Origin of the sequence: Streptomyces subrutilus (assembly GCF_008704535.1) — a bacterium.
Lineage (GTDB): Bacteria > Actinomycetota > Actinomycetes > Streptomycetales > Streptomycetaceae > Streptomyces > Streptomyces subrutilus.
The window spans coordinates 7,473,877-7,496,713 of the sequence record NZ_CP023701.1 but is presented as its reverse complement, the minus strand read 5'-3'; the positions used below and the strand labels follow the sequence as shown (position 1 = coordinate 7,496,713).

The window sequence follows — 22,837 nt, the reverse complement described above, 5'->3', positions numbered from 1 at the left end:
GGAGATTGTCATGTCAGTCAACCGGAATAGATCATTCCTTATCGCCTCCTGCACCACCCTCCTGCTGGCCTCCGCGCTCACCGCGTGCGGGCAGGAGGGCGAGGGCGCCGCCGACCGGAAGGCGAGCGCCCGGCCCACCGTCTGCCTGGTCATGAAGTCGCTCGGCAACGAGTACTTCCAGACCATGCAGAAGGGGGCCGAGGAGCACGCGAAGCAGCGCGGCGACCTCGTGCTCAGGGCCAGCGGCATCCAGAACGAGACCGACATCGACGGCCAGGTCGCGGCCATCAACGGCTGCATCACCGACCGGGCCGACGCCATCGTCGTCGCTCCGGCCGACTCCCGGGCCCTGGTGGCCCCGCTGGGCCGCGCCGTGAAGGCGGGCGTGAAGGTGGTGAACATCGACGTGAAGCTCGACGACAGGGCGCTCGCGGCGGCCGGCCTGGAGATCCCGTTCGTCGGCCCGGACAACACCGAGGGCGCCCGGCTGTCGGGCGAGGTGCTGGGCAAGGCCCTGGGCAGGGGCGCCAAGGTCGTCATCCTGGAGGGCAACCCCGGTGCGGCCAACGCCCAGCAGCGCAAGGCCGGTTTCGAGGCGGCGGCGCGGGCGGCCGGTCTGGAGGTGGTGGACTCCAAGACCGCCCACTGGGAGACGGACGAGGCGTACACGGTGGTCGGCAACTGGCTGACCACCCATCCGGACGTGCGGGGCGTCCTCGCGTCCAACGACTCGATGGCGCTCGGCGCGGTCAAGGCGGTCCAGGCCAAGCAGAGCAAGGTCAAGATCGCGTCCTTCGACAACATCGAGGCCGTCCGCCCCTACGTGAAGGACGGCACGGTGGTGGCGACGGTGGACCAGTACGCGGCCCAGCAGGCGGGCGACGGCATCGACCAGGCCATGAAGGCGGTCAAGGGCGAGGAGCCGCCGAAGGGCTGGGTCAAGACCACGATCAAGGTCGTCACCGCGGCCGACCTCGGCTGACCGGTGGACCGCACCGTGAACGGCGCCGCCCCGCGTCCGGCAGCGCCCGGCGCCCCCGAACCCCTCTTCGAGGCCTCCGGCATAGCCAAGGCCTTCCCCGGGGTCGTCGCCCTCGACGGCGTACGGCTCGACCTGCGGGCGGGCGAAGTGCACGCGCTGCTCGGGGAGAACGGCGCCGGGAAGTCCACCCTGGTGAAGATCCTCGGCGGAGTCCAGGCCCCCGACTCCGGCACCATGCGGCTCGCGGGGCTCCCGTACGCCCCGGCGGACGCGGCCTCGGCGATGCGCGCGGGCGTCCAGGTGGTGCACCAGGAGCTGAACCTGCTGCCGAACCTGTCGGTGGCGGAGAACCTCTTCCTGCAGCGGCTGCCGCGCCGGCTCGGCCTGGTGGACCGGCGCACCCTGCACCGCAGGGCGGCCGGACTGCTGGCCGAGGTGGGGCTGGAGGTCTCCCCCGGTATCCGCGCGGACCGCCTCGGCATCGCCCAGGCGCAACTGCTGGAGATCGCCAGGACCCTGTGGCAGGACTGCCGGGTGCTGGTCATGGACGAACCGACGGCCACTCTCACCCCGCGGGAGACCGGGCGGCTGTTCGCCCTGCTGCGCCGGCTGACCGCGCGGGGCACGGCCGTGCTCTACATCTCCCACCACCTGGAGGAGGTGTTCGAGATCGGGGACCGGATGACGGTGCTGCGCAACGGCCGGCACGTCGTCACCGAGGACCTGGCCGGCACGGACACCGCCGAGGTGATCCGGCTGATGGTCGGCCGCGACATGGAGCGCGAGTACCCGCCGCACGTCCCGCGCGAACCGGGTCCCGAACTGTTGCGCGTCGAGGGGCTGACCGCGCCCGGCGGCCGGCCCGTCTCCTTCGCGTTGCGCGCGGGCGAGGTCGTCGGGGTGGCGGGCCTGGTGGGGTCCGGGCGCACGGAGACGGTGCGCGCCCTGTTCGGCGCCGACCGCGCCACCGGCGGCCGGGTGCTGCTGCGGGGGCGCCAGGTGCGCATCCGCTCGCCCCGGGACGCGGTCCGCCGCGGGCTGGGGCTGCTGACCGAGGACCGCAAGGGGCAGGGGCTGGTGCTGGGGATGCCGGTCGCGGCGAACGTCACCCTGGCCGCGACCGGCGCGGTCTCCCGCGGCGGCCTGCTGCGCCGGGGCGAGGAGGAGCGGCACGCGCGGGAGGCGGTGGCCGCGCTCGCGGTGCGCACGCCGGGCGTGCGGACGGCCGTCGGAACCCTCTCGGGCGGCAACCAGCAGAAGGTCGTGCTGGGCCGCTGGCTTCTCGCCGGCGCCGACGTCCTGATGGTGGACGAACCCACGCGCGGCATCGACGTCGGCGCCCGCTACGAGATCCACCAACAGCTCGTCGCACTGGCCGCCGGGGGGCGGGCCCTGCTGGTGGTCTCCTCCGACCTGCCCGAACTGATGGGCGTCTGCGACCGGATCCTCGTCTTCTCGCGCGGCGGCCTCGCCGGCGAGGTGGCCCGCGCGGACTTCGACAGTGCCCGCATCCTCGCGCTCGCGTACTCCGGCTACGTGGGCGCCCCGGGCGGTGAGGACCCGCCGCCACCGGACGCGGTCCCGCGGCCGGCCCCCGCAACGAAAGGTGACACCCCGTGACCACGTCCACGTCCTCCGCGCAGGCCGCTCCGGCGGTGCGGCGCACCCCGGCCGCCTCCTCGTTCGCCCGGCAGGTGATGGGCGAGGCGGGAATCGGGGTGGCGCTGCTGGCCCTGGTGGCCGTGTTCGCACTGGCCGCACCGCACTTCGCGACCCGGGCGAACCTCACCCACATCGCCACCGAGATCACCTTGAACACGATGCTCGCGGTCGGCATGACGTTCGTCATCCTCGTCGGCGGTATCGACCTGTCGGTGGGCGCGGTGATGGCCCTGTCCGCGGTGGTCTCGGGCGAGGTGCTGACGTCCGGCGGCCTGTCGCCGTCGGTGGCGGTCCTGCTGGCCGTGCTGGTGGCGGCGGCCGTCGGGATGGTCTGCGGGCTGGTGAACGGCTTCGTGTCGGAGCACTGGAAGGTGCCGTCGTTCATCGTCACGCTCGGCATGCTGAACATGGCCCGGGGCGCGGCCCTCCAGTACACCGACGCCAAGACCCTCTACGACTTCCCGCCCGGCTTCGGCCGGTTCGGGACCGCGACCCTGCTGGGCGTGCCGGCGCTGTTCTGGATCGCGCTGTCGATGGTCGCGGTGGGCCATGTCGTCCTCACCCGTACCGTCTTCGGGCGGCTGGTCTTCGCGATCGGCGGCAACGAGGAGGCCGTACGGCTCTCCGGGCACCGGACCGGCGTGGTGAAGGTGGCCGTCTTCGTGATCGCCGGGTTCGCGGTGGGCATCGCGGCGGTGACGTACATGGCCCGGCTGTCGATCGCGAGCCCGATCATCGGCGGGGGCTACGAGCTGAGCGCGATCGCGGCGGTGGTCATCGGCGGGGCCTCGCTGTCCGGCGGCAAGGGCTCGATGGTGGGCACCCTGCTGGGGGCCTGCCTGCTCGGGGTGCTCACGAACGGGCTGCTGCTGATGGGGGTGTCCGACTTCCAGCGGCAGATCATCACCGGCGCGGTCATCGTGGTGGCGGTGGTGGTGGACCACTACCGCGGTCGGCTGGCCCGGCGCCTCACGCCGCTGGGCTGACGGCGCGTCCGCGTCCGCCGCGCTACCCGGGGAGCACGGCCTCGACGTGGGCGCGCAGGCGGGTGCGGATCTCGTCGCCGGTGAGGTGTTCGGTGGCGGCGAGGTGGCTGACGAGGTCGGCCCGTACGGCGGCCAGCAGCAGGTGGGCGAGATAGGAGGCGTGCGCGGGGTCGGTGAGCTCGCCGAGGGCCTCGCACAGGGTGTGGTGCCACCAGGCGTACGACGCGCTGCGGTACGGGCTGGCGGCGCCGTCGTCCTCCAGCGCCAGGTAGAGGCTCCGGTTGTCCAGCTTGAAGCCGGCGAGGGCGTCGAGCAGGGCCGGGACGCGGTCGCGGGGCGGGGTCGAGGGGCCCAGGGGGGCCGGGCCCGCGGTGACGGCCTCGCGCAGGGGCGCGGAGCGGCGCTCGGCCAGGGCCTGGAGCAGGCCGGTCCGGTCGGTGAACGCGCGGAAGACCGTACCCTTTCCGACTCCGGCGGCCGCGGCGACGGAGTTCATGCTCACCTCCGCCGGGCCGGCGCTCGTGAAGAGCGCCTCGGCGGCGTCCAGGACGGCCTCGCGGTTGCGCACGGCGTCGGCGCGCCGTCTGGGCTCGGGCATCGGTGGCCTCTCCTTGCGATACGGACCAGCGGTCCGTATCGTCACTACCGGACCGTCGGTCCACATCATAGCCGTCGCCGGCCGCCCTGATCCCGAGCGCCCCCGGCCGGTGCCGCGACTCGCAAAGGGCTCCCATGACCGCCTCCCCCGCCACCCGCACCCTCCTGGTGACCGGCTCCACCGGCAACACCGGCCGCCCCCTCGTGCACCTCCTGGCGCGCGACGGCCACCGCGTCAGGGCGGCCACCAGGGACCTCGCGCGCGGCGCCGGCGCCCACGGCGGCAGCGCCGCACCGGGCACCGTGGCCCCGGTGGTGTTCGACTGGCACGAGCCCGCCACCCACGACGCCGCCCTCGAAGGCGCCGACGCCGTCTACCTCGTACCGCCCGTCGGCGCCACGCACCCGGCCCGCGTCATGCTGCCCTTCCTGGACCGCGCCGTCCGGGCGGGCGTGCGCCGGGCGGTCCTGCTCAGCTCCTCCCAGATCGCGTCCGGCGGCCCCGGCGCCGGGGCCGTCCACGCCGCGCTGCCCGGAGCCTTCGGCGAATGGGCGGTGCTGCGCCCCTCCTGGTTCATGCAGAACTTCACCGGAGCCCACCAACACGCCGACGACATCCGCGCCGAGGGGCTGATCACCACGGCGACGGGCCGGGGCCGGGTGGGCTTCGTCGACGCGGACGACATCGCCGCGGTGGCGGCCCGCGCCCTGACCGATGCGGCCCCGCACGACCGGGACTGGATCGTCACGGGGCCGCAGGCCCTCTCGTACGACGACGTCGCCGCCACGCTCACCCGGGTCACCGGTCGACCCGTGCGCCACCGCGCGGTGGACGCGCAGGAGATGCGGCGGCGCTACGCACGGCAGGTGCCCGACGGCTTCGCCGCCCTGCTCGCGGGCCTGGACGGACTCGTCGCCGGGGGCGCGGAGGACCGGGTCACGGACTGCGTGGAAGTCGTGACCGGGCGCGCCGCCCGCTCCTTCGCCGAGCACGCGAGGGCCCACGCGCGGGCCCTCGCCCCGCGGCCGTGAGGCGTCGGCGGCACGGGGTGGTCGGCGGGGCGCCCCGCATGGCGTAGGCTGACGTCACCGACGCGGGGTGGAGCAGCTCGGTAGCTCGCTGGGCTCATAACCCAGAGGTCGCAGGTTCAAATCCTGTCCCCGCTACTGTGCACTGTGGCCCGAGTCCCTTTCGACTCGGGCCACGGTCGTGTCCGGTGCCGTCCGCGGACGGCACCGGACCCCTCGTCCTCAGCGTCGGCTCGGCGTCCGGTGCAGGAACTCCAGGCGCTGCTGGGCCTGTTTCAGGTGGCTCGGGTCGAAACCGGGCAGCAGCCGCAGCAGACGGATGAGTTCGGGCCCCGCGCCGAGGGCCGCGGCCGGTTCCTTGAGCTGCGTCCAGCAGAAGAGGGCGCCCGCGGCGGCCGCCCTGACCTCGGGGGCGTCGGAGGGCTGGCGGGTGAGCCGGGTCAGGCCCGCGCTGGTCCACAGCTGCGTCGCCAGCCGGAAATTGCCCGCCATCCGGGCCAGATCGGCGCGGATCTCCTCCCACTCGGTCGCCTCCGGCGAGGCGTAGCCGAAGGTCTGCAGCACGTACTGCTCCCACGCCTGGGCGAGCGTGGCCGCCTCCAGGTGGCGGCCGGAGGTGGCCAGGTCGTGGATGTGGGGCCGCGGGTCCCGCCCGGACGCGTCCGGGCGCGGCCGCGCCGGTACGCGGACGGGGACGGGTACGGGCGCAGGGGCGCTGGTCGGTGCGGACACCGGGCCGGCGGACGGTGCGGGGGTCGCGCGCATCCCGAGCTCCCGGGCCGTGGGCAGGACGAGTGCCCCGGGCGGCAGCGCCGCCGCTCCCGCCGTGAGCGCGTGCAGTTGGAGGTTGGCGGGCCGGTGGGTACTGCGGCTCAGTTGCTCGATCCACTGGCGGGTGTAGCTGCTCACGGTGTTGCCGCCGCCCGCGTATCCGGGCGGTGAGACCACCCCGTACACCTCGGCGGAGGGGGATGCGGGCAGGCTGCCGACCTCCTGGAGCAGCGGCCAGGCCGCCCGGTCCGCCGCCAGGTCGAGCAGGACGGTCGTCAGCCCCGCGGGCCGGCGCCGCAGTTCGGTGCCGAGCCACTCCCAGGGCAGGGCGGTGTAGCGCACGGAGGCCGCGGTCGTCCCCGCCAGGGCGAGGTGGAGGCGGCTGCCGCGCCGGTCGACCGTGAGCCGGCCCGACAGGTAGACGAGCAGCGGTCCCGGGGTGGCCGCCGCCGTGCGCAGTCGCATCAGCACGGTGTTCGGGTCCCGGGCGCCGTCGAGGTAGGTGGTGTCGCACGGCACGTCGCTGTTGAGCAGCATCCGTACGGGCACCATCGCGAGCGCGGCCAGATTGGCGCTCGGCGCGACCTGTACCGCGCGACGGCGCACGGCCGCGTCCCCCGCTATGAGGAGCACGTGGCCCCGCTGCTGCCCCGGCCCTCTGGTCTGCATGAGGAGACCGTACCGCTGCACGCGGTGCCCGGGGAAAACCGGGAGACCGGCCCGCCCGCCCGGACGGCGCGTTGCCGTCGGCCGTCCTGCGCGGCGCATCCCCGCAGAGGGGAGGGGGACTTGACGGTCCGGAACGTGCGCGCGGTGGACGACGGGCCGCTGAACGGCCTTGCCCCGGCGACGATGCGGCGGGGGTGGGCCGCCCCGGGCCGCTCGTGCTCAGGCCAGGGCCTCGTGGACGAAGCACCAGCGCCAGTCCTCGCCCGGTTCGAAGGACCGCACGATCGGATGCGCGGCGCTCGCCGCGTGGCCCCGCGCGTGCCGCAGCGGCGAGGAGTCGCAGCAGCCGACGTGGCCGCAGGTGAGGCAGAGCCTGAGGTGGACCCACGGGGTGCCCAGGCGCAGGCAGTCCTCGCACCCTTCGGGGGTCGCGGGGACCACGGGCCGGACGAGCGCGAGGTGGGGATCGGGCGGTGTGGTCATCGCAGCCTCCGGGGGCCGTCGGGCGAGCCGGGCCCGTGCCCGGGCGTGCGTCGCGGCTCCAGACCATCACACACGGCCGGGGGCGGTGCCGGGAGGGCGGCCGAACAGCCCTGGCCCGTCACCCGGCCGTCGTGGCCCGGGCGTAGTGGCCCGGCCGTAGTCACCGGGCCGCCGGTGGCGGGCCGTGGTCGGCGAGCCGTAGTCGCCAGGCCGTCGTGGCCCGGATCTCGTTGGACAGGGGCCGTGGGCCTGTCCGATAGTGCGGCGCATGGCATCCCTCGTACGACACCTCACCATCGACTCCTCCGACGCCTACGGTCTGGCCCGCTTCTGGGCCGGCGTGCTGGACGGGGCGCTCGCCGACGACGACTTCCCCGGCGACCCCGAGGCCACGGTCACCGCGCCGGGCACCGCGCTGCTGTTCGTCACGGTCGCCGACGCGAAGACCGTCAAGAACCGGGTGCACGTGGACCTCCAGCCCCAGGACCGCACGCGGGACGAGGAGGTCGAACGGATCGTCGCCCTCGGGGCCACGGTGGTCGGGGACCACCGCAGGCCCGACGGCACCGGCTGGGTCACCCTGGCGGACCCGGAGGGCAACGAGTTCTGCGTGGAGCGGAGCGCCGCCGAGCGCGCGGGGTGACCGGCCGGTGTCCGCACCGCGGGGTCGTCCTGGGGAGTGTCGTCGACGTCGTGTCGAGACCCCGCCGGCGCAGACGGGAGGTCGACGATACGAGCTGGGACCAGGGGTGGAAGTCGCGGCCGAAGTTGCCCGACGGCCTGCGGACCTCCCCCTTGGTCAGCCGGTCGCGGTCACCGGTGCGTCCGGCGTCGGCGTCGGCGTCGGCGTCGGCGTCGGCGTCGGCGTCGGCGTCGGCGTCGGGGGAGCCGACCGTGCCGCGGACGTACCGGGTGACCTTGCCGGTCGTCGCGTCGACGTCCACCCTGTGGCGCTCGCGGCGTCCGGGCGCGGAGCGGCGCCGGAGCCGTACGCGGCCAGGCCGAGCGTCAGGGCGGCCTCGGCCGTCGTGGCGGCCATCAGGCTCCGGCGGCGGCCGGTGAACGCTGCACGGCTGGGGTCATCGTGTTCTCCCGTGTGGATCGTGCCGCCCGCCGCGTCCGCGGCCTGCGCTGCCTCCACTCTGCGAGCGGTGCCTGAACCGTCCCTGAAGCAACCTGAAGGCGGGTTCAGAAATGGCCGACACCCTCGACCCGCCCGCACACTGGGAGTGAGCCGGACGTGAAGACGGCGCCGGACCACACCGGACGCGGTGGCCGCGCGGCCGTCGCGACACCGTGGAGGTGCCCCATGAACCGCAGCCACCACTTCCGTGTGGACCACGGGGCCCACTCGATCGCCGTGAACGTCGGGCCGGGCTCGGCCGGCGAGATCGAGCTCCTCGTCGACGGCGAGGTCGTGGCCTACGCGAAGGAGCACGCCGCCGGGACGACCGTGCTGACCGGCACCCTGCCGTCGGATCCCGGCCGCCCCTTCCGGGTCATGGTCCGCCAGGCTCACATCGTGCCGTCCGCGCTGTGGTGCAGCTGGGAGGTCGACGGCACCGAGCAGCACATGCCGGACCGGGCCGTCGGCTGACCCGCTCCGGCCCCGTCCTCGCAGTGGACGGGGACCGGGCCGTAGCGGGTGTCGCGCCCGTGCTACGGCGTGACGGGGACGTTGGTCAGTCCGCTCACCGCTCCCGTCACCGTGTTGGAGGAGTGCACGACGTTGGGCCGGCCGGCGCACTTCGAGGTGGAGGTGACCTTGACCGCGTACGCGCCGACGCCGCCCAGGTCCGAGGCGTTGTCCCGCCACACCGTGCCGCACCCGTTGGGGAAGGCGGGGGTGGTGGCCGGGTTGTGCGTCTCGTAGCCGTTGGCGAAGGTTCCGGGCGGGGCGAAGGTCCCCCTGTTGCCCTGGATCAGGTAGTCGACGCCCTTGACGTCGATCCACGAGTCGGCGGAGTTCTGGCCGCTGATCCCCCGGCCGTCGAAGGTGTTGCCCCGGATCGTCCCGCCGAAGGTGCCCTCCTTGACGTCGACGGCCTCGGCCGCGACGTACGGCCCGATCCGGTTGTTCTCCACCAGCACCCGGTCGGAGCGGTCCACGCCGCCGGAGTTGCCGTGGCAGCCCCAGTTGGAGCCGGCGGAGCCGAGGTAGACGCCCTCGCCGTACCCGGGCTGGACCAGGCCGGTGTACTCGACGACGGAGTTGCGCAGGACGCCGTCGGCCGAGGAGCGCCGGAAGTGCACGCCCTCCTCCTCGACGTGGTGGACGTACAGCCCGTCGATCGTGACGTGGTGCGCGTCGTCCAGGACGACTCCCTTCTTGGAGTCCTTGACGGTGAAGCCGCTGAGGTTCCAGTACGGGGCCCCGTAGAGCCACAGCCCGTACCCCGGGTCCCAGCCGACCGTGGGGACCGGGCAGGAGGGGGCCTCGCCGGACGGGCCGTCGTTGACGAGCACGGCGGTGCGCGGGCCGGTGAGCGTGATCGGCTTGGCCGCGGTGCCGGCCCGGACGGCCGCGAAGGCGCCGCGGTACTCCCCCGGGGCGAGCCGGATGGTCTGCCCGGGCACGGCAGCGGCGAGCGCGCTCGTCAGCTGGGCGGCGGTCGCGACCTCGACCACCGGGCCTGCGGGGACGGTGGGGGTGGGGGTGGGGGTGGGAACAGTCGGGCTCGGGGTCGGCGTGGGCGGAGTCGGGGTGGGCGTCGGAGTGGTGGGGGCGCCGGCGCACGGGGAGCCGTTGACCGTGCAGTTGAGCGGGAGTCCCGGACCGCTGGCGTTGAACCCGAAGGTCTCCCGGCCGCCGGGGGCGACGTCACCGTTGTAGCCGGCGTTGGTGAAGGTGTAGTGCTGCCCGTCCTGCGTCTTCACCGCCGACCAGTGTCCGGCGACCGCCGTGCCGACGGGCAGGTCGAACGAGACGACCCAGCTCGCGGACGCGGCGTCCCCGCCGTTCGACACCACGACGTCGGCGCCGTAGCCGGTGCTCCACACCGACGTCTGCACGGTCGTCGCGGTGAGCCGGGGCGCGGCCGCGTGGGCCGGCAGGCCCGGCAGTACCGCGATGACGAGGGCGGCGAGTGCGGCCGTCAGGGCACCCGGTATCGCTCTGCGCATGGTGGTCCTCCTATCGCTGTCGGATGGTGAGGCGGGACGGAAGTCCCAGGCCCGTGGCGTGGGAACCGGAGGACCGCTCCCGGCACCGGGCGAGACCGCGGGAGACCTCGGCTCCGGCCGGCAGGCCGGAGGTGACGATCGGGTGCGAGCCCGTGATCTCGGTCCCGATCGCGCGGAGGCGGAGGTCAGGCCGCCACGGGGCGTCACCCCGCACCGGGGCCCGGCGGTTGGCGGCGGACGCGGTGACGGGAGGTGGGGGGAAGGGGCCGGCGGGGCGGGCGTCCGCGTCGCCCGGGCCCGGCGGCACGGTCGTGGCGCTGCCCGGGGCGGCGGCTCTCCATCGTGGGGACAACGAAGCTCCTGAAATCTGTGGGGGGGGGAGGAATGAGGAGTGGGGGTGGGGGGCGGCCCGGACACATCACGCTGACGCGCGTCCGGGCCTGCGATGACCGTCTCGGACTCACCTATCGGTCCGCCTTGGTCGCGTGCTTGCGCGGCCCTTGTGCACCTCCGGTGGACGCTGTTGTTCCATGTCGTTAGGAAACTTTCCTTACGGACGCCGGAACGTCAACGGGATGGAGACAACCGTGCACGCCCCACGTATCCGGCCCGCTGCCGCACCGCTGCCACGACCCCGCACGGTCGCCCTGCTCCTGCTCCTGAGCCTCGCCGCCCCGCCCCTCTCGCCGTCAACGGCGGCTGCTCCGCCGACGGCCCCGTGCACCCATACACCCGTGCCCGGGCAGGGGTGCCCGGGTCGCGTCGGCACCCGTCCATGGGGCCGCCGCCCTCCGGTCACCCGCCCCATGACCGACAATGAGCCGGTGACCAGCAGAGACGACGCCGCCCGCCGCCCCTGGAACCCCCCGCTCCTGCGCAGCACCAACGAACGGCTCCTGCTCGACCGGCTGCGCGCCACGGGATCGAACTCGCGCGCCGAACTGGCCCGCCTGACGGGCCTGTCGAAGCCCACCGTGTCCAGCGCGCTGGCCTCCCTCGAACAGGCGGGCCTGGTCCGTGAGGCGGGGCGGATCGCGCCCGGACGCGGTCGGACCGCCGTGCTCTACGAGCCGGACCCGACGGCCGGGTACGTTCTCGGCATCGACATCGGACGTTCCTGGCTGCGGGTGGCGCTCGCCGACCTCGCCGGTACGGTCGTCGCCCGTTCCGACGTGCGCAACCGGGCGCGCACCTCGGGCGCCATGGCCGATCTGGTGGTCGCCACGGCCCGCGGTCTGATCGCCGGTTCTGGGGTGCCCGCGGCGCGCGTGGCCCAGGCCGCGGTGGGCACGCCCGGTGTGTACGACGAGGAGACCGGCCAGGTCAGGTACGCGAACCAGCTGCCGGGCTGGGGCAAGTCGGGGCTGTTCGACCGGATGCGGCAGGGGCTGGACCTGCCGCTGTCGGTGCACAACGACGCCAACCTCGCGGCCCTCGGCGAGTACACCTCGGGCATCGGAGCGGGCAGCCGGCTCTTCGCCTACCTGCTGGTCGGCACGGGTCTCGGGGTCGGAGTGGTGTCCGGGGGGCGGCTGTTCAAGGGCGCCCACGGCGGCGCCGGCGAGATCGGGTTCGTGCCGTGGCAGGCGGCTCCCGGCATCGGCGACGGCACGGGCCGCGACGGGTCCGGGTCCCTGGAGGGCGCGGCGTCCGGCCACGCGGTCGTCGAGTCGGCCCGGGCGCACGGGATGACCGGCGCGCTCACCGCGCGGCGGGTCTTCGAGGCCGCCCGCGCGGGCGATCCGGCCGCCGTCGCGGCGGTCGAGCTCGAAGCCGCCCGCCTGGCCCACGCGGTGGCCGTGGTCGCCGCCCTGTTCGACCCCGACCTGGTGGTGCTCGGCGGCGGCATCGGGCGCAGCGCCGATCTGTTGCTGCGCCCCCTCCAGGACACCCTGCGGGCCATCACCCCGCTGCGTACGCCGGTGGTGGCCAGCGCGCTGGGCGACGACGCGGTCCTGCTGGGCGCCTTGGCCACGGCCCTGGAATCGGCCCGCGACCTCACGTTCGAGCGCCGCGCGTAGGACCTGTCCGTACGGAGCGCGGCCGGGGGTGGCCCTCACCACTGTCCTCGCCGGGACGGGCAGGGTGGTTGTGGTGCGCCGTCGTGAACCGTCGGATGCCGTGCGGGCCGTGCGGCCGCGGTTTCCGTCCGCCGCCGCGCCGCCGCGCTACTCCGGCCAGTCCAGGCACACTGCGTGCAGCTCGCCCGCCAGGTAGTGCCGCGCGTGGGTGAGCATCCGCCGGCTGTAGCGCGGATCCCCGGCCAGCGCGGAATAGCCGTTGTCCGAGCGGCCGATCACCCCGGCGGTGTCCGCCAGGTAGACGTCCAGCCCCGGGTACATCAACTCGATGCAGGGCAGGTCGTCCACGTCGAGCGCGAACACCGGGTACTCGCCGTACGCGTCGGGCTCGCCGGTGGCCAGCACGCGCCGGGAGTCCGATCCGCCGGGCAGCAGGAAGCACTCGTCGAAGCGCTCCGACAGCGCTCCGAACGGCGCGCCCCACCCCTCGCCGAGGGCCGCGGCGGCCAGCTCGCCGAGCGGCAGGGGCGCGAACTCCCAGGACCGCGACGGCCCTTCGGCCGGCCGGAACCAGCCGGAGCGGCGCAGCAGGCTGCTGTCGTACGCCAGCCAACGCCGCAGGCTGGGCGGCAGCGGTCGGCCGCTGGGGAAGACCGCCCCGGCGAGGAGCTCGGCGGGGACGGGCTCCGGCTGCCCGTCCACCCACGGCCCCGCGAACCGGTTGTAGTCCAGTACGAGCCGGTGTGGGGCGGCCCGTACGGCGACGATGGCGCGTTCGGTGAGCGCGATGCCGTGGTCGGTGGCGGCGGTCGGCGAGGTCACGGGTCCTGAAAGTCCTTCCGGGAGCGCCGGATCGGGCGTCCGGTCGGCACGACCCTACGACCCGGCACCGACACTCCCTTCAGACGGCACGTCCGGGATCGTGGCGGGCCGGGGCCAGTTGCGTGCTGGTGTGGTCCAGCAGGTTGATGAGGAAGCCGAGCGCTTCGGCGACGTCCTCGGACGTGGTCACGGCCTCGGGGTCCAGGTGCCCGCCGAGCCGCGGGGGCCTGCTGTCCGTGTCCAGGACGAGGGAGCCCGCGGCGAAGGCGGCGGGCAGCGGGGTGTTCTCGACGATCTCCTGCAACTGCGGGGCGGCCTCGCGCAGCAGGGCCTCCCCGTCGTGGTCGGCGAAGGCCGCGCCGAGGACGAGCGTGTCCTCCACCCGCATGATCGTGATCAGGCGGTCCCCGCCGACGGCGAGGGTGACCGGCGAGCCGGCGTCGAGCTCGGCGCCGGCCGCGCCGAGTCCCATCCGGTTCAGCAGGCCTTGGGCCAGCACGGTCGGGTTCTGCGGCATACGCGGTTCCTCCACTCGGCAGGCTGGGACTGGCCAGCGGGGCTCCGTACGGGAGCCCCGGCCCACCATCCCATCAGGGTGCACGGGCTTTCCACCCCTTCGCCGTACCGGGGCGCCGCCCGGCGGGAACTCCCCGTGCCGGGGGTCGCGCCGCCCCTGCGCGTACGGGCGCGCGCTCAGGCCCGGTACGCCTCCGGTCCCGGGCCGCCGACGGCCGCCGCCGCCCGGCGGGGTCCGGTGCGCGGGCCGGCTTCGGCCGGGCCGAACCAGCGGGTCAGCGTCTCGCTCAGGCCCGCGCCGCCGGCCCAGCAGATGTGTCCGTCCGGGCGCACGAGGACGGCGTCGGCGTCGATCGCGCCGGCTTCCGCCCGGGCCCGCACGCGCGTGATGCGCCCGTTCCAGGGGTCGGCGGCGGTGAGCGGGGCGCCGGTGAGGTCGAGCAGGACGCCGCGGCCGGTGCGGGCCAGTTCGGCGTACCGGACCGTCCCGCCGTCGACGTGCAGGTCGAGGTCGGGCATCCGCAGGCCGAGCAGGGGGTGCGCGGCGGCGTCGGGGGCGGGGTGGTGGAGGTCGAGGCCGGACATCGCGCCGGCCATGTGGCGGTTGGCCTCGGGCAGGCGGAGCAGGTCGGTGAGGACGTCGCGGAGCTCGGCGAGTCCGCCGTCGCGCGCCGGTCCGATGATCACGCCCTGGGCGCGGGTGAGGGTGAGGACCCGGGCCGCGACCGGGTGGCGCTCGGCGTGGTAGGTGTCCAGCACCTGCTCGTCCGTGCCGTCGCGCAGGACGCCGGCGAGCTTCCAGCCGAGGTTGAAGGCGTCCTGGACGCCGAGGTTGAGCCCTTGGCCGCCGGCCGGCGAGTGGATGTGGGCGGCGTCGCCGGCGAAGAGGACGCGGCCGTGGCGGTAGTGCTCCAGCTGTCGGCTGGCGTCGCTGAACCGGGACGCGTAGCGGATCTCGGCCACGTCGAGCTCGGTGTCCTGGGTGGCGCGCAGCACCTCCCGGACCTCCTCGACCGTCACCGGCGCGTCCCGTTCGGCGAAGGCGGTCCGCGGGCCGCTGAAGATGAGCTTGTGCAGCCCGTTCGCCAGGGGCGTGAGCATGGCGAAGTGGCCCTGGGGCGAGGTCCGGATCCTGGTGCTGATGTGGCCCGTCGTGCTCTGGTCGGCGCAGCCGGTCAGCACGAGGTCGGCGGTGGCGCAGCGCACGGTGCCGGCCTGGCCGGGGAAGGCGGCGCCGACGAGCTTGCGCACGCTGCTGTGCGCGCCGTCGCACGCCACGAGGTAGCGCCCCCGGTACGACCGCGGGCCGGCCGGTCCGACCGCGGTGACCGTGACCCCGTCGGCGTCCTGGCGCAGGTCCGTGAGGCGGTGCTCCCGCAGTACGTGCCCGCCGAGCACGGTGAGCCGGTCCTCCAGGACCGCCTCCAGCTGGTCCTGCGGGAGGAGGACCGGGTACGGGTAGCGGGTGTCCCAGGCCGCGTAGTCCAGCGGCACCGGCAGACCCGCGAAGTGCCCGCCGAGCAGTCGGTAGTCGATCGACCGTTCCATCGCGCCGTCGAGCAGGCCGCGCAGGTCCAGCAGTTCGGCGGTCCGCGGCTGGATGGCCCCGGCGCGGGACTGGAGGTTGCGTCCGGGCAACCGGTCCAGCACGACGGCGCGCACGCCGGCCAGGGCGAGTTCGGCGGCGAGCGTGAGCCCGGCGCCGCCCGCCCCGACGACGATGACCTCGGCCGACTCGGTCGACCCGTCGGCCCCGGCGGTGATGTCGGCGACGTGTGTGTTCATGGAGCAGCCTCCCCGAGAAGAATCGTTCACCAGGACTATAACTATACTCGGTGCATTTTTCTCCTGGGTATCCAATTGGTATGGTGTTCCCCATGGCTGAACCACTCGGATTGCGGGAACGGAAGAAGCAGCGCACCCGCCAGGTGATCTCCGACACGGCGCTGCGGCTGTTCCTCAGCCGGAGCTTCGACGACGTCTCGATCGTGGAGATCGCCGAGGCGGCGGAGGTTTCCAAGCGCACGCTGTTCGCGTACTTCCCCACCAAGGAGGACCTGGTCCTGGACCGGTTCGCCGACCACGAGGACGAGGCGGCCCGTGTGGTCCGCGCCCGGCCGGCCGGCACCGGACCGCTGACCGCCCTGCACGCGCACGAGCTCGACGCCCTCTCCCGGCGGGACCCGGTCACCGGGCTCACCTCCGACCCTGAGGCCGTGGACTTCGCCCGCCTGCTCAGCTCGACGCCCAGCCTGGCCGAGCGGCTGATGCGCTACGAGGGCCGCGGCATCGCGGCCCTGGCCGAAGCTCTGGAGGAAGCGGGCGCGGACGAACTGACGGCCCGGATCGCCGCCGTCCAGATCGTCTCCGTGCTGCGGACGCTGGCCCGGCGCAACAGCGCCCAGGTCCAGAACGGCCGCCCGGCCGACGAGGTGTACCCCGAGGCCGTCGCCGCGACCGACCGCGCCTTCCTGCTGCTCGGCACGGGCCTGGCCGGCGCCCTGCCCTCCTGAGCCGCGCACCGGGACGCCGTGGGACGGCGTCCCGGCAGGGGTGAGGAGCAAGCGGGGTCACGGCGCTCTCGCCAGACCGGTCGTGCGCACGGCATGATGCCGCCCACCGACCCCTGGGGGGACCATGCGCACCGCAGTACGCACCCTGCTCGCGGCATTCGTCGTGGCCGCGGCCCTGTCCGGCTGTTCCGGCAGCGGCTCCGATCCGAAACCGCGACCGTCGCCACCGCGGACGGCGACGCCCGGCACCCCACCGGCCGCGGGCACGGGCCCGAGGACCGGCGCGAGTGCGAGCGGGCAGGTGGAAGCGTGCGTCGCGGTCATCGCCGGCCAGGCCGCGGAGGATCCCGGGCGACTGCGGACGGAACCCCGGCCCGCGGGCTGCGAGGGACTGGAGGACGCCACCTACCTGCAGGCCTACTACGACGCCCTGAAACGGGTCACCGGACAGGGCGGGGCCGGCGCGTCACCCGGCGGGGGCTCCACCGGCGGGTGACCGCGGGCCCTCCCGGTACCGACGGCCCCGCCGGTCAGTACGAGTGGTCGACCGTCACATCGGCCGACAGCCGCAGCGCCTCCTCCGCCGGCGCCCCGCGCAGCCCCAGCAGGGTCAGCGTGAGTGCGTCGATCACGGCGAGGTGGGCCAGCCGACTGGCGACGGTCTCCAGACCGAACACCAGGTCCTGCCCTCCCGCGACCAGCGTGCAGTCGCTGGTCTCGCTCAGCGGCGAGCGCGCGTAGCTCGTGAGGGCGACCACCTGGGCCCCGGCCCGCCGGGCACACCGCGCGGTGTCCACCGTGGTGCGCGTGGCGCCCGTGTGGCTGATGGCCAGGCAGACGGCGGCGGACCCCAGCTGTGAGGCGGCCAGTTGCGCGGTCAGCGGGTCGGCCGGGGCGTCGACCGCACAGCCCAGCGCGCGCAGCCGGTAGGCGGCGTCCAGCGCGACCGCGCCGGACAGCCCGGCACCGACCAGCAGCACCCGGGGTGCCGCGTCGACCAGTCCGGCCGCCGCCCGCAGCCGCTCCGGGGTCACCGTGGCCGCGAGCCCGCTCAGCGCCTCCTGAGCGGCACGGACCGTGTCGGCCAGGGCGCGGGCGGCCGGGTCCCGGTCGTGCGAGGGTTCCGGCGCGGGTGCCTGCCGGGCCGCGGCGATCTTCAGCTCCTGGTACCCGCGGAACCCGAGTCGCTGGCACGCCCGCACCACCGAGGAGGGCGCGGTTCCGGCGAGCACGGCGACGTCGCTGACGCTGAGGTGCACCAGCTGCGCGCCCTGGTCCAGGACGACCCGGGCCACGCGGGCCTCGGTATCGCGCAGGTCGGACAGGTGGGCCCGGATGTGCGCGGCGAGCCCGACCCCCGCTGCGGAATGAATTTCCATGGGACTAGAGTACGGGGGAAATTCATTCCACACCCATGGCGGCCACCCCCTGGGCGGGCCGCCGCGCAGGGAGCGTGAGCGCACGTGTCCGGGAGCCTTTCGTGACGGGCGGGGCCGCCGTGCCCGCCGTCGTCCTCGCCTCGGCCGTACTGCACGCCGTCTGGAACGCGCTCACGCACGGCCTGCGCGACAAACTGGCCGGTTTCACCCTGATCAGCCTCGCCTCGGCCGGGTGCGGAGCCGTCCTCGTGTGCTTCGCCCCGCTGCCCGACCGGGCGGCCTGGCCGTACATAGCCGTCTCCGCCGCGCTCCAGGTCGCGTACCAGCTGCTGCTCCTGCGCGCCTACCAGCTCGGCGACTTCGGCCAGATGTACCCGACCGCCCGCGGCACGTCGCCCGTCGTGGTGGCCCTGGTCTCCACCGCCTTCCTCGGGCACTCGCTGCCCGTCGGCCAGGCCTTCGGCATCGCGGTGATCTCCTGCGGCCTGGCCGGTCTCGCCCTCGCCGACGGCCTGCCCGGCCGCGCCCAGCTCCCCGCCCTCGCCGCCGCGCTCGGCACCGGCGTGATGATCGCCTCCTACACCCTCGTCGACGGCAGCGGCGTACGGGTGTCCGGCAGCGTCTTCGGCTACATCGCCTGGCTCTTCCTCTGCCAGGGCCTGGTCCTTCCGCTGATCGCCTGGGCCCGCCGGGGTCGGGCCCTGCTCACCGCGCTGCGCCCGCTGTGCGGCCGCGGGCTGGCCGGCGGACTGCTCTCCCTGCTGGCGTACGGGCTCGTCGTGTGGGCGCAGTCCCGCGGCAGCCTGTCCACCATCGCCGCCCTGCGCGAGACCAGCATCGTCTTCGGCGCCCTGATCGGCGCGGTCGTCTTCCGCGAACGCCTCGGCCGGCGCCGCATCACCGCCAGCGCCGCCGTCCTGGCGGGCATCGCGGTGCTCCAGCTCACCGGCCGGTAACTCCCGGTCGGGGCCGCGGAAGGCACGCGGAGGTGCGCGGGTTCGGCCGGACGGGTGCATCCGCCGGGGCGCGCCGCACTCGCGTACGGAACGGGCCGGGCCTGGCCACGAGGCCCGATCGGCGTCGACCGGGCACCGGCGGGCGCGGCCGCGCGCGGACACGACGACTTGCCGCGAACGGTCCCGGTTTTGCAGGCTGTCCGTTGCCGGTCCCCACTGACGGGTAGTCGGGCCGGGGACGGCAGTCCGCCGAGGGAAGGAAACCGCTCCGTGTCCGCCGAACTCTCCGACGACCTCAAGAAGCTCATCGACGACAGCCCGGTCTTCGCGACCGTGGCCACGATCCAGCCGGACGGCAGCCCGCAGCTGTCGATCACCTGGCTCACCCGGGACGGGGACGACCTGCTGGTCTCCACGACCGTGGGCCGCCGCAAGGAGAAGAACCTGCGGGCCGACCCGCGGATCACGGTCATGATCAACCCGGCGAACGCGCCCTATACCTACGCCGAGGTCCGCGGCTCGGCCACGCTCACCACGGAGGGCGGGCAGGAACTGATCGACGCGCTGTCACGGAAGTACACGGGCAAGGACTACGCGGAGTTCAACCCGGCGTCGAAGGACGACGCCGAACGCGTCGTCGTCCGCGTCACTCCGCGCAAGGTCGTCGGCTCGCTCTGACGCTCCTCGTCGCCCGCCGGCGCCGCGCGCGGGACGGGGCCCGCGGGCACGGCCCGCCACGCCCCCTCCCGCGCACCCGCCGGCGCCACCCGCCGAGGGCCGGCGCCGTCCCCGTCGGCACCGTGCGCGCACCGCACGGTCGCCGGTGCGCCGTGGCCGTCGTCGGAGCGCTGCGGTCGGCCCCTCCGAGGTCCTGGTGATCGATATCGTCCTCCCGATATCGATTCGTTCTCACGACCCCACGGGACCTGCCGATGACCTGCCCGCACGGCCGCATACTCGGCCTCACCCCTCACCCGTGCCCACCGCCGCCGGTGCGCGCCGACCACGACCTGACGGCCCGCGGATGAGCCTGGGCGTCATCGGGCAGGCGGTGGGGCTGTTCGCCGTCACCAATGTCGACGACGTCCTCGTCCTGGCCCTGTTCTTCGCCCGGGGCGCGGGCGACAGGGGCTCGGCGCGGCGGATCGTCATCGGCCAGTACCTCGGCTTCACGGCCGTCCTCGCCGTGGCGGTGGCCGCGGCGTTCGGCGCCACGTTCCTGCCCGCCTCGGCCGTCCCGTACCTCGGCCTCCTGCCGCTCGTGCTCGGCGTCAAGTCCGCCGTGCAGGCCTTCGGACACCGCAACGACCCGGAGGAGGAGAAGGACGCCCGCGGGGGCGGCCCGACGGCCTTGGAGGTCGCCGCGGTCACCTTCGCCAACGGCGGTGACAACATCGGGGTGTACGTCCCCGTCTTCGCCACGGCGGGCATCGGCGCCATGAGCCTGTACGCCGTCGTGTTCCTGATCCTGCTCGCCGTGTGGCTCGCGGCCGGCCGGTACTTCGCCACCCGGCCCGTCGTCGCCGCGGCCCTGGCCCGCTGGGGCCACGTGCTGCTGCCCGCCGTGCTGATCGCGATCGGCCTGCTCATCCTGGTCGAGGGCGGAGCGTTCGGCCTGTGAGGGCGTCCGGCGAGCGGACGGGGAGGCCGGTGCGCGGCCGGGGGCGGGCTCACCCGGGGACGGCCGGCTTCAGGACGTCCCGGCACCACTGGCGGAAGCCGGTGGGCGCGGGAGCGGCCAGGGCCTTCCGTTCGGCGTCGTAGATGCCGTCGTTCTGGGCGGCGGCCATGTCGGCCAGTCCCCGGGCCCAGGCGCCGCTCGCCCCGTACCGGGCCATCGTCGCCGCGTAGTCCTCCAGCGCGACCTGTCGGGCGCGGACCGGGCGCTCCAGCACCTCGGACATGACCTGTGCCATCTCCTCGGGGGTCAGGTCGTCGGGGCCGATCACGGGGACGGTCTCCCGGCCGCTCCAGGAGTCGTCGAGGAGGAGGCGGGCGGCGACCTCGGCGATGTCGCGGGTGGCGACGGTGGCGAGCGGGCGGTCGACCGTGTTCGCCGTGGAGAACGTGCCCGTCGACGTGAGGGCCTCGACGTGGTGGAGGAGGTTCTCCATGAAGAAGGGCATGGCCAGGGCCCGGTAGTCGACCCCGGTCTCCTCGATGAGCGCGTCCATCGCGAACGCGGGCGTCAGCAGTCCGGCGGGCCCGCCGTAGGCGCGGCCGAGGCTGGTGATGCCGACGACGCGCCTCACCCCGCAGGCGGTGAGGGCCTCGCAGGCCGGACGGGTGAAGCCGAGGTAGTGGTCCTGGACGCTCTCGGCCCGGGGGTCCGGAGGGACCAGCCACAGAAGGCTGTCGGCCCCCGCGAAGGCCTCGGCCAAGACCTCGGGGTCGCTGTGGGAACCCTGGACGATGTCGACGCGCTCGCGCGTCCGCGGCTCCAGCCGCGCGGGGTCCCGGGCGATCACCCGGAGCGGACGTCCGCTGTCGATCAGGGTGCCGAGGACCTGATGGCCGATCCGGCCGGTGGGAGCGGTGATGACGATCATGGCAAGCTCCGGAGCGGGTGACGGGGCGAGGTCGGAACGTGGCACCGACCTCTCGTTTCCGCTGATAACAGAAACACGTTATCGACCACCGCGCAAGTCGCTAACAGGTTGCTGTTATCGTTGGAAACATGGAGATCGACCGTTCCGCCCCCGCGGAGAGCAATCGTGACCGGATCATCGCCGCCGCAGCCGCGCTCCTGGCCGAGGGCGGCCGCGAGTCGGTCTCGACCCGCGCCGTGAGCGCTGCGGCGGGCGTCCAGGCCCCGACCATCTACCGGCTCTTCGGCGACAAGCAGGGCCTCCTCGACGAGGTCGCCGCGCACGGCTTCGCCGCCCACCTGAGCGAGAAGGCCGTCCTGGAGCCCAGCGGCGACCCGGTCGAGGACCTGCGCGCCGGCTGGGACCTCAACACCGCCTTCGGCCTCGCCAACCCGGCCCTGTACGCCCTCATGTACGGCGAACCCCGCCCCGGCTCCCTCCCCCCGGCCGCCTCGGCCGCGCTGGAGATCCTCGGCGCCCACATCCACCGGATCGCCGAGGCCGGGCGGCTCGTGGTGGACGAGGAGCGGGCCGCGCGGCTCGTGCACGCGGTCGGCGGCGGCACCACCCTGGCCCTCATCGCCACCCCCGAGGAACACCGGGACCTCGGCGTCTCCCGTCTCGCGAGGGAAGCGGTCATCTCCGCCATCACGACCGACGCCCCCCTGGGCGCGCCCCCCGGACCGGCCGCGGCCGCCATCGCCCTCCAGGCCCTCCTCCCCCAGGCACCCGCCCTGACCCCCGGCGAGCGCCTCCTGCTCACCGAACTGCTCGACCGCATCACCAGGGAGGGGCCGCCGGAGGGGTGAGCCGCCCGCTCCTCACCGCTCGTAGTTGGCGAGGGCCAGACCCAGGCCGAAGAAGGTGGGTGCCCACTCTCCGACGAAGATGCCCCAGCGGTCCGCGCGCTCCAGGTCCTCCCGGCTGTTGGAGGCGATCCAGGACGCGAGCGAGAGGCCGATCGACACGGTCCCCGCCAGATAGGCGTGCTCGCTCGTGACCCCGGCGTCGTGCAGCTTCTTGACGATCATGGGAGTTCTCCTTCGAGTCGTTGACCGGAGAGTCGCCCCCTCAAGGCGAGGGGCCGACGGCTACGAATCTAGGGAGACGGGACCGCGGCGGCGAGTTGCCCCCTTTGTGCATCGCTTTGGCGCGGCACGCTCCATCGGGAGCCGCCCGGCGGGCGACGGCGGGGCCGAAGCCTCCTAGAGGTCGATCCAGTACCGGCGCTTGGGGCCGATCAGCGTCTCGCGGACGTCCTCCAGCACACCGCCGCCCCGCTCGATGGTGCGCATCGAAGCGGTGTTGTCCGGGTCGCAGGTGAGCAGCACCCGGTCCATCCCCAGCAGCCGCGCCTCGTACAGCACCTCGGCCAGGGCCCGGGTCGCGACGCCGCGGCCGCGCGCCGAGGGCCGGACGCTGTAGCCGATGTGACCGCCGGCATCGAGCAGGAAGCCGTTGAGGTAGTGCCGCAGGTCGATGGCGCCGAGGAACGTGTCGCCGTCGGCGATCCACCAGTACGTGGCGTGCACCCGGCCCTGCTCGACGGGGAGCGTGCGGTCGCCGTACGCGCGCAGCCGCCCGACCCAGGCCGCGAACCCGTCGGCGCTCTCCACGTCGTCGTCGTAGCCGAGGCCGGCGCCGTCCATGCGTGGCTCGTCGCCCCACTCCTCGCGGGCGGCGAGCCAGGAGGCGTGCAGCCTCGGGGAGGGCGGGATCAGCTCGGGCATGGTCCGGACG

The 22,837-nt window shown here is 74.4% G+C and carries 24 protein-coding genes and 1 tRNA gene; 14 read left to right on the top strand and 11 right to left on the bottom strand.

Annotated elements, in window-relative coordinates; all coding sequences use genetic code 11:
* Nucleotides 1-10 precede the first annotated feature (10 nt).
* From CP968_RS33350 to CP968_RS33340, 3 genes are read left to right on the top strand one after another with little or no spacing between them, the layout of a single operon-like run.
* On the top strand, nucleotides 11-982 hold the full coding sequence (locus CP968_RS33350) for a sugar ABC transporter substrate-binding protein (RefSeq protein WP_150521519.1): 972 nt from the start codon (nucleotides 11-13) through the stop codon (nucleotides 980-982).
* A gap of 15 nt (nucleotides 983-997) precedes the next feature.
* On the top strand, nucleotides 998-2,602 hold the full coding sequence (locus tag CP968_RS33345) for a sugar ABC transporter ATP-binding protein (protein ID WP_150521518.1): 1,605 nt from the start codon (nucleotides 998-1,000) through the stop codon (nucleotides 2,600-2,602).
* On the top strand, nucleotides 2,599-3,630 hold the full coding sequence (locus CP968_RS33340) for an ABC transporter permease (RefSeq protein ID WP_208836004.1): 1,032 nt from the start codon (nucleotides 2,599-2,601) through the stop codon (nucleotides 3,628-3,630). Before CP968_RS33345 ends, CP968_RS33340 begins: the two co-directional genes overlap by 4 nt.
* A gap of 22 nt (nucleotides 3,631-3,652) precedes the next feature.
* Here CP968_RS33340 and CP968_RS33335 read toward each other — a convergent pair whose 3' ends face one another.
* Nucleotides 3,653-4,228: a TetR/AcrR family transcriptional regulator gene (locus CP968_RS33335; protein ID WP_150521517.1), complete on the bottom strand. Its 576-nt coding sequence runs from the start codon at nucleotides 4,226-4,228 to the stop codon at nucleotides 3,653-3,655.
* Nucleotides 4,229-4,362: 134 nt separating this feature from the next.
* Between CP968_RS33335 and CP968_RS33330 the strand changes: the two genes are divergently transcribed.
* Both CP968_RS33330 and CP968_RS33325 read left to right on the top strand, forming a co-directional pair.
* Nucleotides 4,363-5,259, top strand: a complete 897-nt coding sequence (locus CP968_RS33330; RefSeq protein WP_150521516.1) for an NmrA family NAD(P)-binding protein — start codon at nucleotides 4,363-4,365, stop codon at nucleotides 5,257-5,259.
* A 61-nt stretch (nucleotides 5,260-5,320) separates the two neighbouring features.
* A tRNA-Met gene (locus CP968_RS33325) sits at nucleotides 5,321-5,394 on the top strand.
* 84 nt (nucleotides 5,395-5,478) lie between these two features.
* Here the strand turns inward: CP968_RS33325 and CP968_RS33320 are convergent.
* Nucleotides 5,479-6,696 (bottom strand): hypothetical protein, encoded by a 1,218-nt coding sequence (locus tag CP968_RS33320; RefSeq protein ID WP_150521515.1) that lies wholly within the window; start codon nucleotides 6,694-6,696, stop codon nucleotides 5,479-5,481.
* A 219-nt stretch (nucleotides 6,697-6,915) separates the two neighbouring features.
* Nucleotides 6,916-7,179, bottom strand: coding sequence for a UBP-type zinc finger domain-containing protein (locus tag CP968_RS33315; protein ID WP_150521514.1), 264 nt, complete (start codon nucleotides 7,177-7,179; stop codon nucleotides 6,916-6,918).
* 268 nt (nucleotides 7,180-7,447) lie between these two features.
* Between CP968_RS33315 and CP968_RS33310 the strand changes: the two genes are divergently transcribed.
* Together CP968_RS33310 and CP968_RS33300 are read left to right on the top strand one after the other, a co-directional pair.
* Entirely contained in the window at nucleotides 7,448-7,822 is a 375-nt protein-coding gene (locus tag CP968_RS33310; protein ID WP_150521513.1) for a VOC family protein, read from the top strand.
* 666 nt (nucleotides 7,823-8,488) lie between these two features.
* The gene (locus CP968_RS33300) at nucleotides 8,489-8,776 is read left to right on the top strand and encodes a hypothetical protein (protein ID WP_150521511.1); all 288 of its coding nucleotides are present in this window, start codon (nucleotides 8,489-8,491) and stop codon (nucleotides 8,774-8,776) included.
* 62 nt (nucleotides 8,777-8,838) lie between these two features.
* On the opposite strand, the gene CP968_RS35475 is transcribed toward CP968_RS33300, so the two are convergent.
* A complete protein-coding gene (locus CP968_RS35475) occupies nucleotides 8,839-10,302 on the bottom strand; it encodes a cellulose binding domain-containing protein (protein ID WP_150521510.1) in 1,464 nt (487 codons plus the stop codon).
* An 806-nt stretch (nucleotides 10,303-11,108) separates the two neighbouring features.
* On the opposite strand from CP968_RS35475, the gene CP968_RS33290 reads away from it, so the two are divergent.
* On the top strand, nucleotides 11,109-12,323 hold the full coding sequence (locus tag CP968_RS33290) for an ROK family transcriptional regulator (RefSeq protein WP_150521509.1): 1,215 nt from the start codon (nucleotides 11,109-11,111) through the stop codon (nucleotides 12,321-12,323).
* 147 nt (nucleotides 12,324-12,470) lie between these two features.
* On the opposite strand, the gene CP968_RS33285 is transcribed toward CP968_RS33290, so the two are convergent.
* From CP968_RS33285 to CP968_RS33275, 3 genes are all read right to left on the bottom strand, one after another.
* Nucleotides 12,471-13,145 carry a hypothetical protein gene (locus CP968_RS33285; RefSeq protein WP_150521508.1) on the bottom strand — a complete coding sequence of 225 codons (675 nt, stop codon included), beginning with the start codon at nucleotides 13,143-13,145 and terminating at the stop codon, nucleotides 12,471-12,473.
* Between the two features lie 79 nt (nucleotides 13,146-13,224).
* Nucleotides 13,225-13,662 (bottom strand): type III secretion system chaperone family protein, encoded by a 438-nt coding sequence (locus CP968_RS33280; protein ID WP_150521507.1) that lies wholly within the window; start codon nucleotides 13,660-13,662, stop codon nucleotides 13,225-13,227.
* A 176-nt stretch (nucleotides 13,663-13,838) separates the two neighbouring features.
* The gene (locus CP968_RS33275; protein ID WP_150521506.1) at nucleotides 13,839-15,446 is read right to left on the bottom strand and encodes an FAD-dependent monooxygenase; all 1,608 of its coding nucleotides are present in this window, start codon (nucleotides 15,444-15,446) and stop codon (nucleotides 13,839-13,841) included.
* A gap of 92 nt (nucleotides 15,447-15,538) precedes the next feature.
* On the opposite strand from CP968_RS33275, the gene CP968_RS33270 reads away from it, so the two are divergent.
* Nucleotides 15,539-16,174 (top strand): TetR/AcrR family transcriptional regulator, encoded by a 636-nt coding sequence (locus CP968_RS33270; RefSeq protein ID WP_150521505.1) that lies wholly within the window; start codon nucleotides 15,539-15,541, stop codon nucleotides 16,172-16,174.
* Nucleotides 16,175-16,298: 124 nt separating this feature from the next.
* Nucleotides 16,299-16,670 carry a hypothetical protein gene (locus tag CP968_RS33265; RefSeq protein ID WP_150521504.1) on the top strand — a complete coding sequence of 124 codons (372 nt, stop codon included), beginning with the start codon at nucleotides 16,299-16,301 and terminating at the stop codon, nucleotides 16,668-16,670.
* Between the two features lie 34 nt (nucleotides 16,671-16,704).
* Here CP968_RS33265 and CP968_RS33260 read toward each other — a convergent pair whose 3' ends face one another.
* Nucleotides 16,705-17,553, bottom strand: coding sequence for a MurR/RpiR family transcriptional regulator (locus CP968_RS33260; RefSeq protein ID WP_150521503.1), 849 nt, complete (start codon nucleotides 17,551-17,553; stop codon nucleotides 16,705-16,707).
* A gap of 101 nt (nucleotides 17,554-17,654) precedes the next feature.
* On the opposite strand from CP968_RS33260, the gene CP968_RS33255 reads away from it, so the two are divergent.
* The 3 genes from CP968_RS33255 to CP968_RS33245 all read left to right on the top strand — a co-directional run bounded on the left by CP968_RS33255 (nucleotide 17,655) and on the right by CP968_RS33245 (nucleotide 20,130).
* A complete protein-coding gene (locus CP968_RS33255) occupies nucleotides 17,655-18,509 on the top strand; it encodes a DMT family transporter (protein WP_244330590.1) in 855 nt (284 codons plus the stop codon).
* Between the two features lie 270 nt (nucleotides 18,510-18,779).
* Nucleotides 18,780-19,187, top strand: a complete 408-nt coding sequence (locus CP968_RS33250) for a PPOX class F420-dependent oxidoreductase (protein ID WP_150521501.1) — start codon at nucleotides 18,780-18,782, stop codon at nucleotides 19,185-19,187.
* 346 nt (nucleotides 19,188-19,533) lie between these two features.
* Nucleotides 19,534-20,130 carry a cadmium resistance transporter gene (locus tag CP968_RS33245; protein ID WP_150521500.1) on the top strand — a complete coding sequence of 199 codons (597 nt, stop codon included), beginning with the start codon at nucleotides 19,534-19,536 and terminating at the stop codon, nucleotides 20,128-20,130.
* Nucleotides 20,131-20,179: 49 nt separating this feature from the next.
* Here CP968_RS33245 and CP968_RS33240 read toward each other — a convergent pair whose 3' ends face one another.
* Nucleotides 20,180-21,058 (bottom strand): NAD(P)H-binding protein, encoded by an 879-nt coding sequence (locus tag CP968_RS33240; protein ID WP_150522289.1) that lies wholly within the window; start codon nucleotides 21,056-21,058, stop codon nucleotides 20,180-20,182.
* Nucleotides 21,059-21,186: 128 nt separating this feature from the next.
* Here CP968_RS33240 and CP968_RS33235 point away from each other — a divergent pair, with 128 nt between their 5' ends.
* Entirely contained in the window at nucleotides 21,187-21,906 is a 720-nt protein-coding gene (locus CP968_RS33235) for a TetR/AcrR family transcriptional regulator (protein WP_150521499.1), read from the top strand.
* Between the two features lie 12 nt (nucleotides 21,907-21,918).
* On the opposite strand, the gene CP968_RS33230 is transcribed toward CP968_RS33235, so the two are convergent.
* Nucleotides 21,919-22,128 carry a hypothetical protein gene (locus CP968_RS33230; protein WP_150521498.1) on the bottom strand — a complete coding sequence of 70 codons (210 nt, stop codon included), beginning with the start codon at nucleotides 22,126-22,128 and terminating at the stop codon, nucleotides 21,919-21,921.
* A 174-nt stretch (nucleotides 22,129-22,302) separates the two neighbouring features.
* Entirely contained in the window at nucleotides 22,303-22,827 is a 525-nt protein-coding gene (locus CP968_RS33225; RefSeq protein ID WP_150521497.1) for a GNAT family N-acetyltransferase, read from the bottom strand.
* Nucleotides 22,828-22,837: the final 10 nt, after the last annotated feature.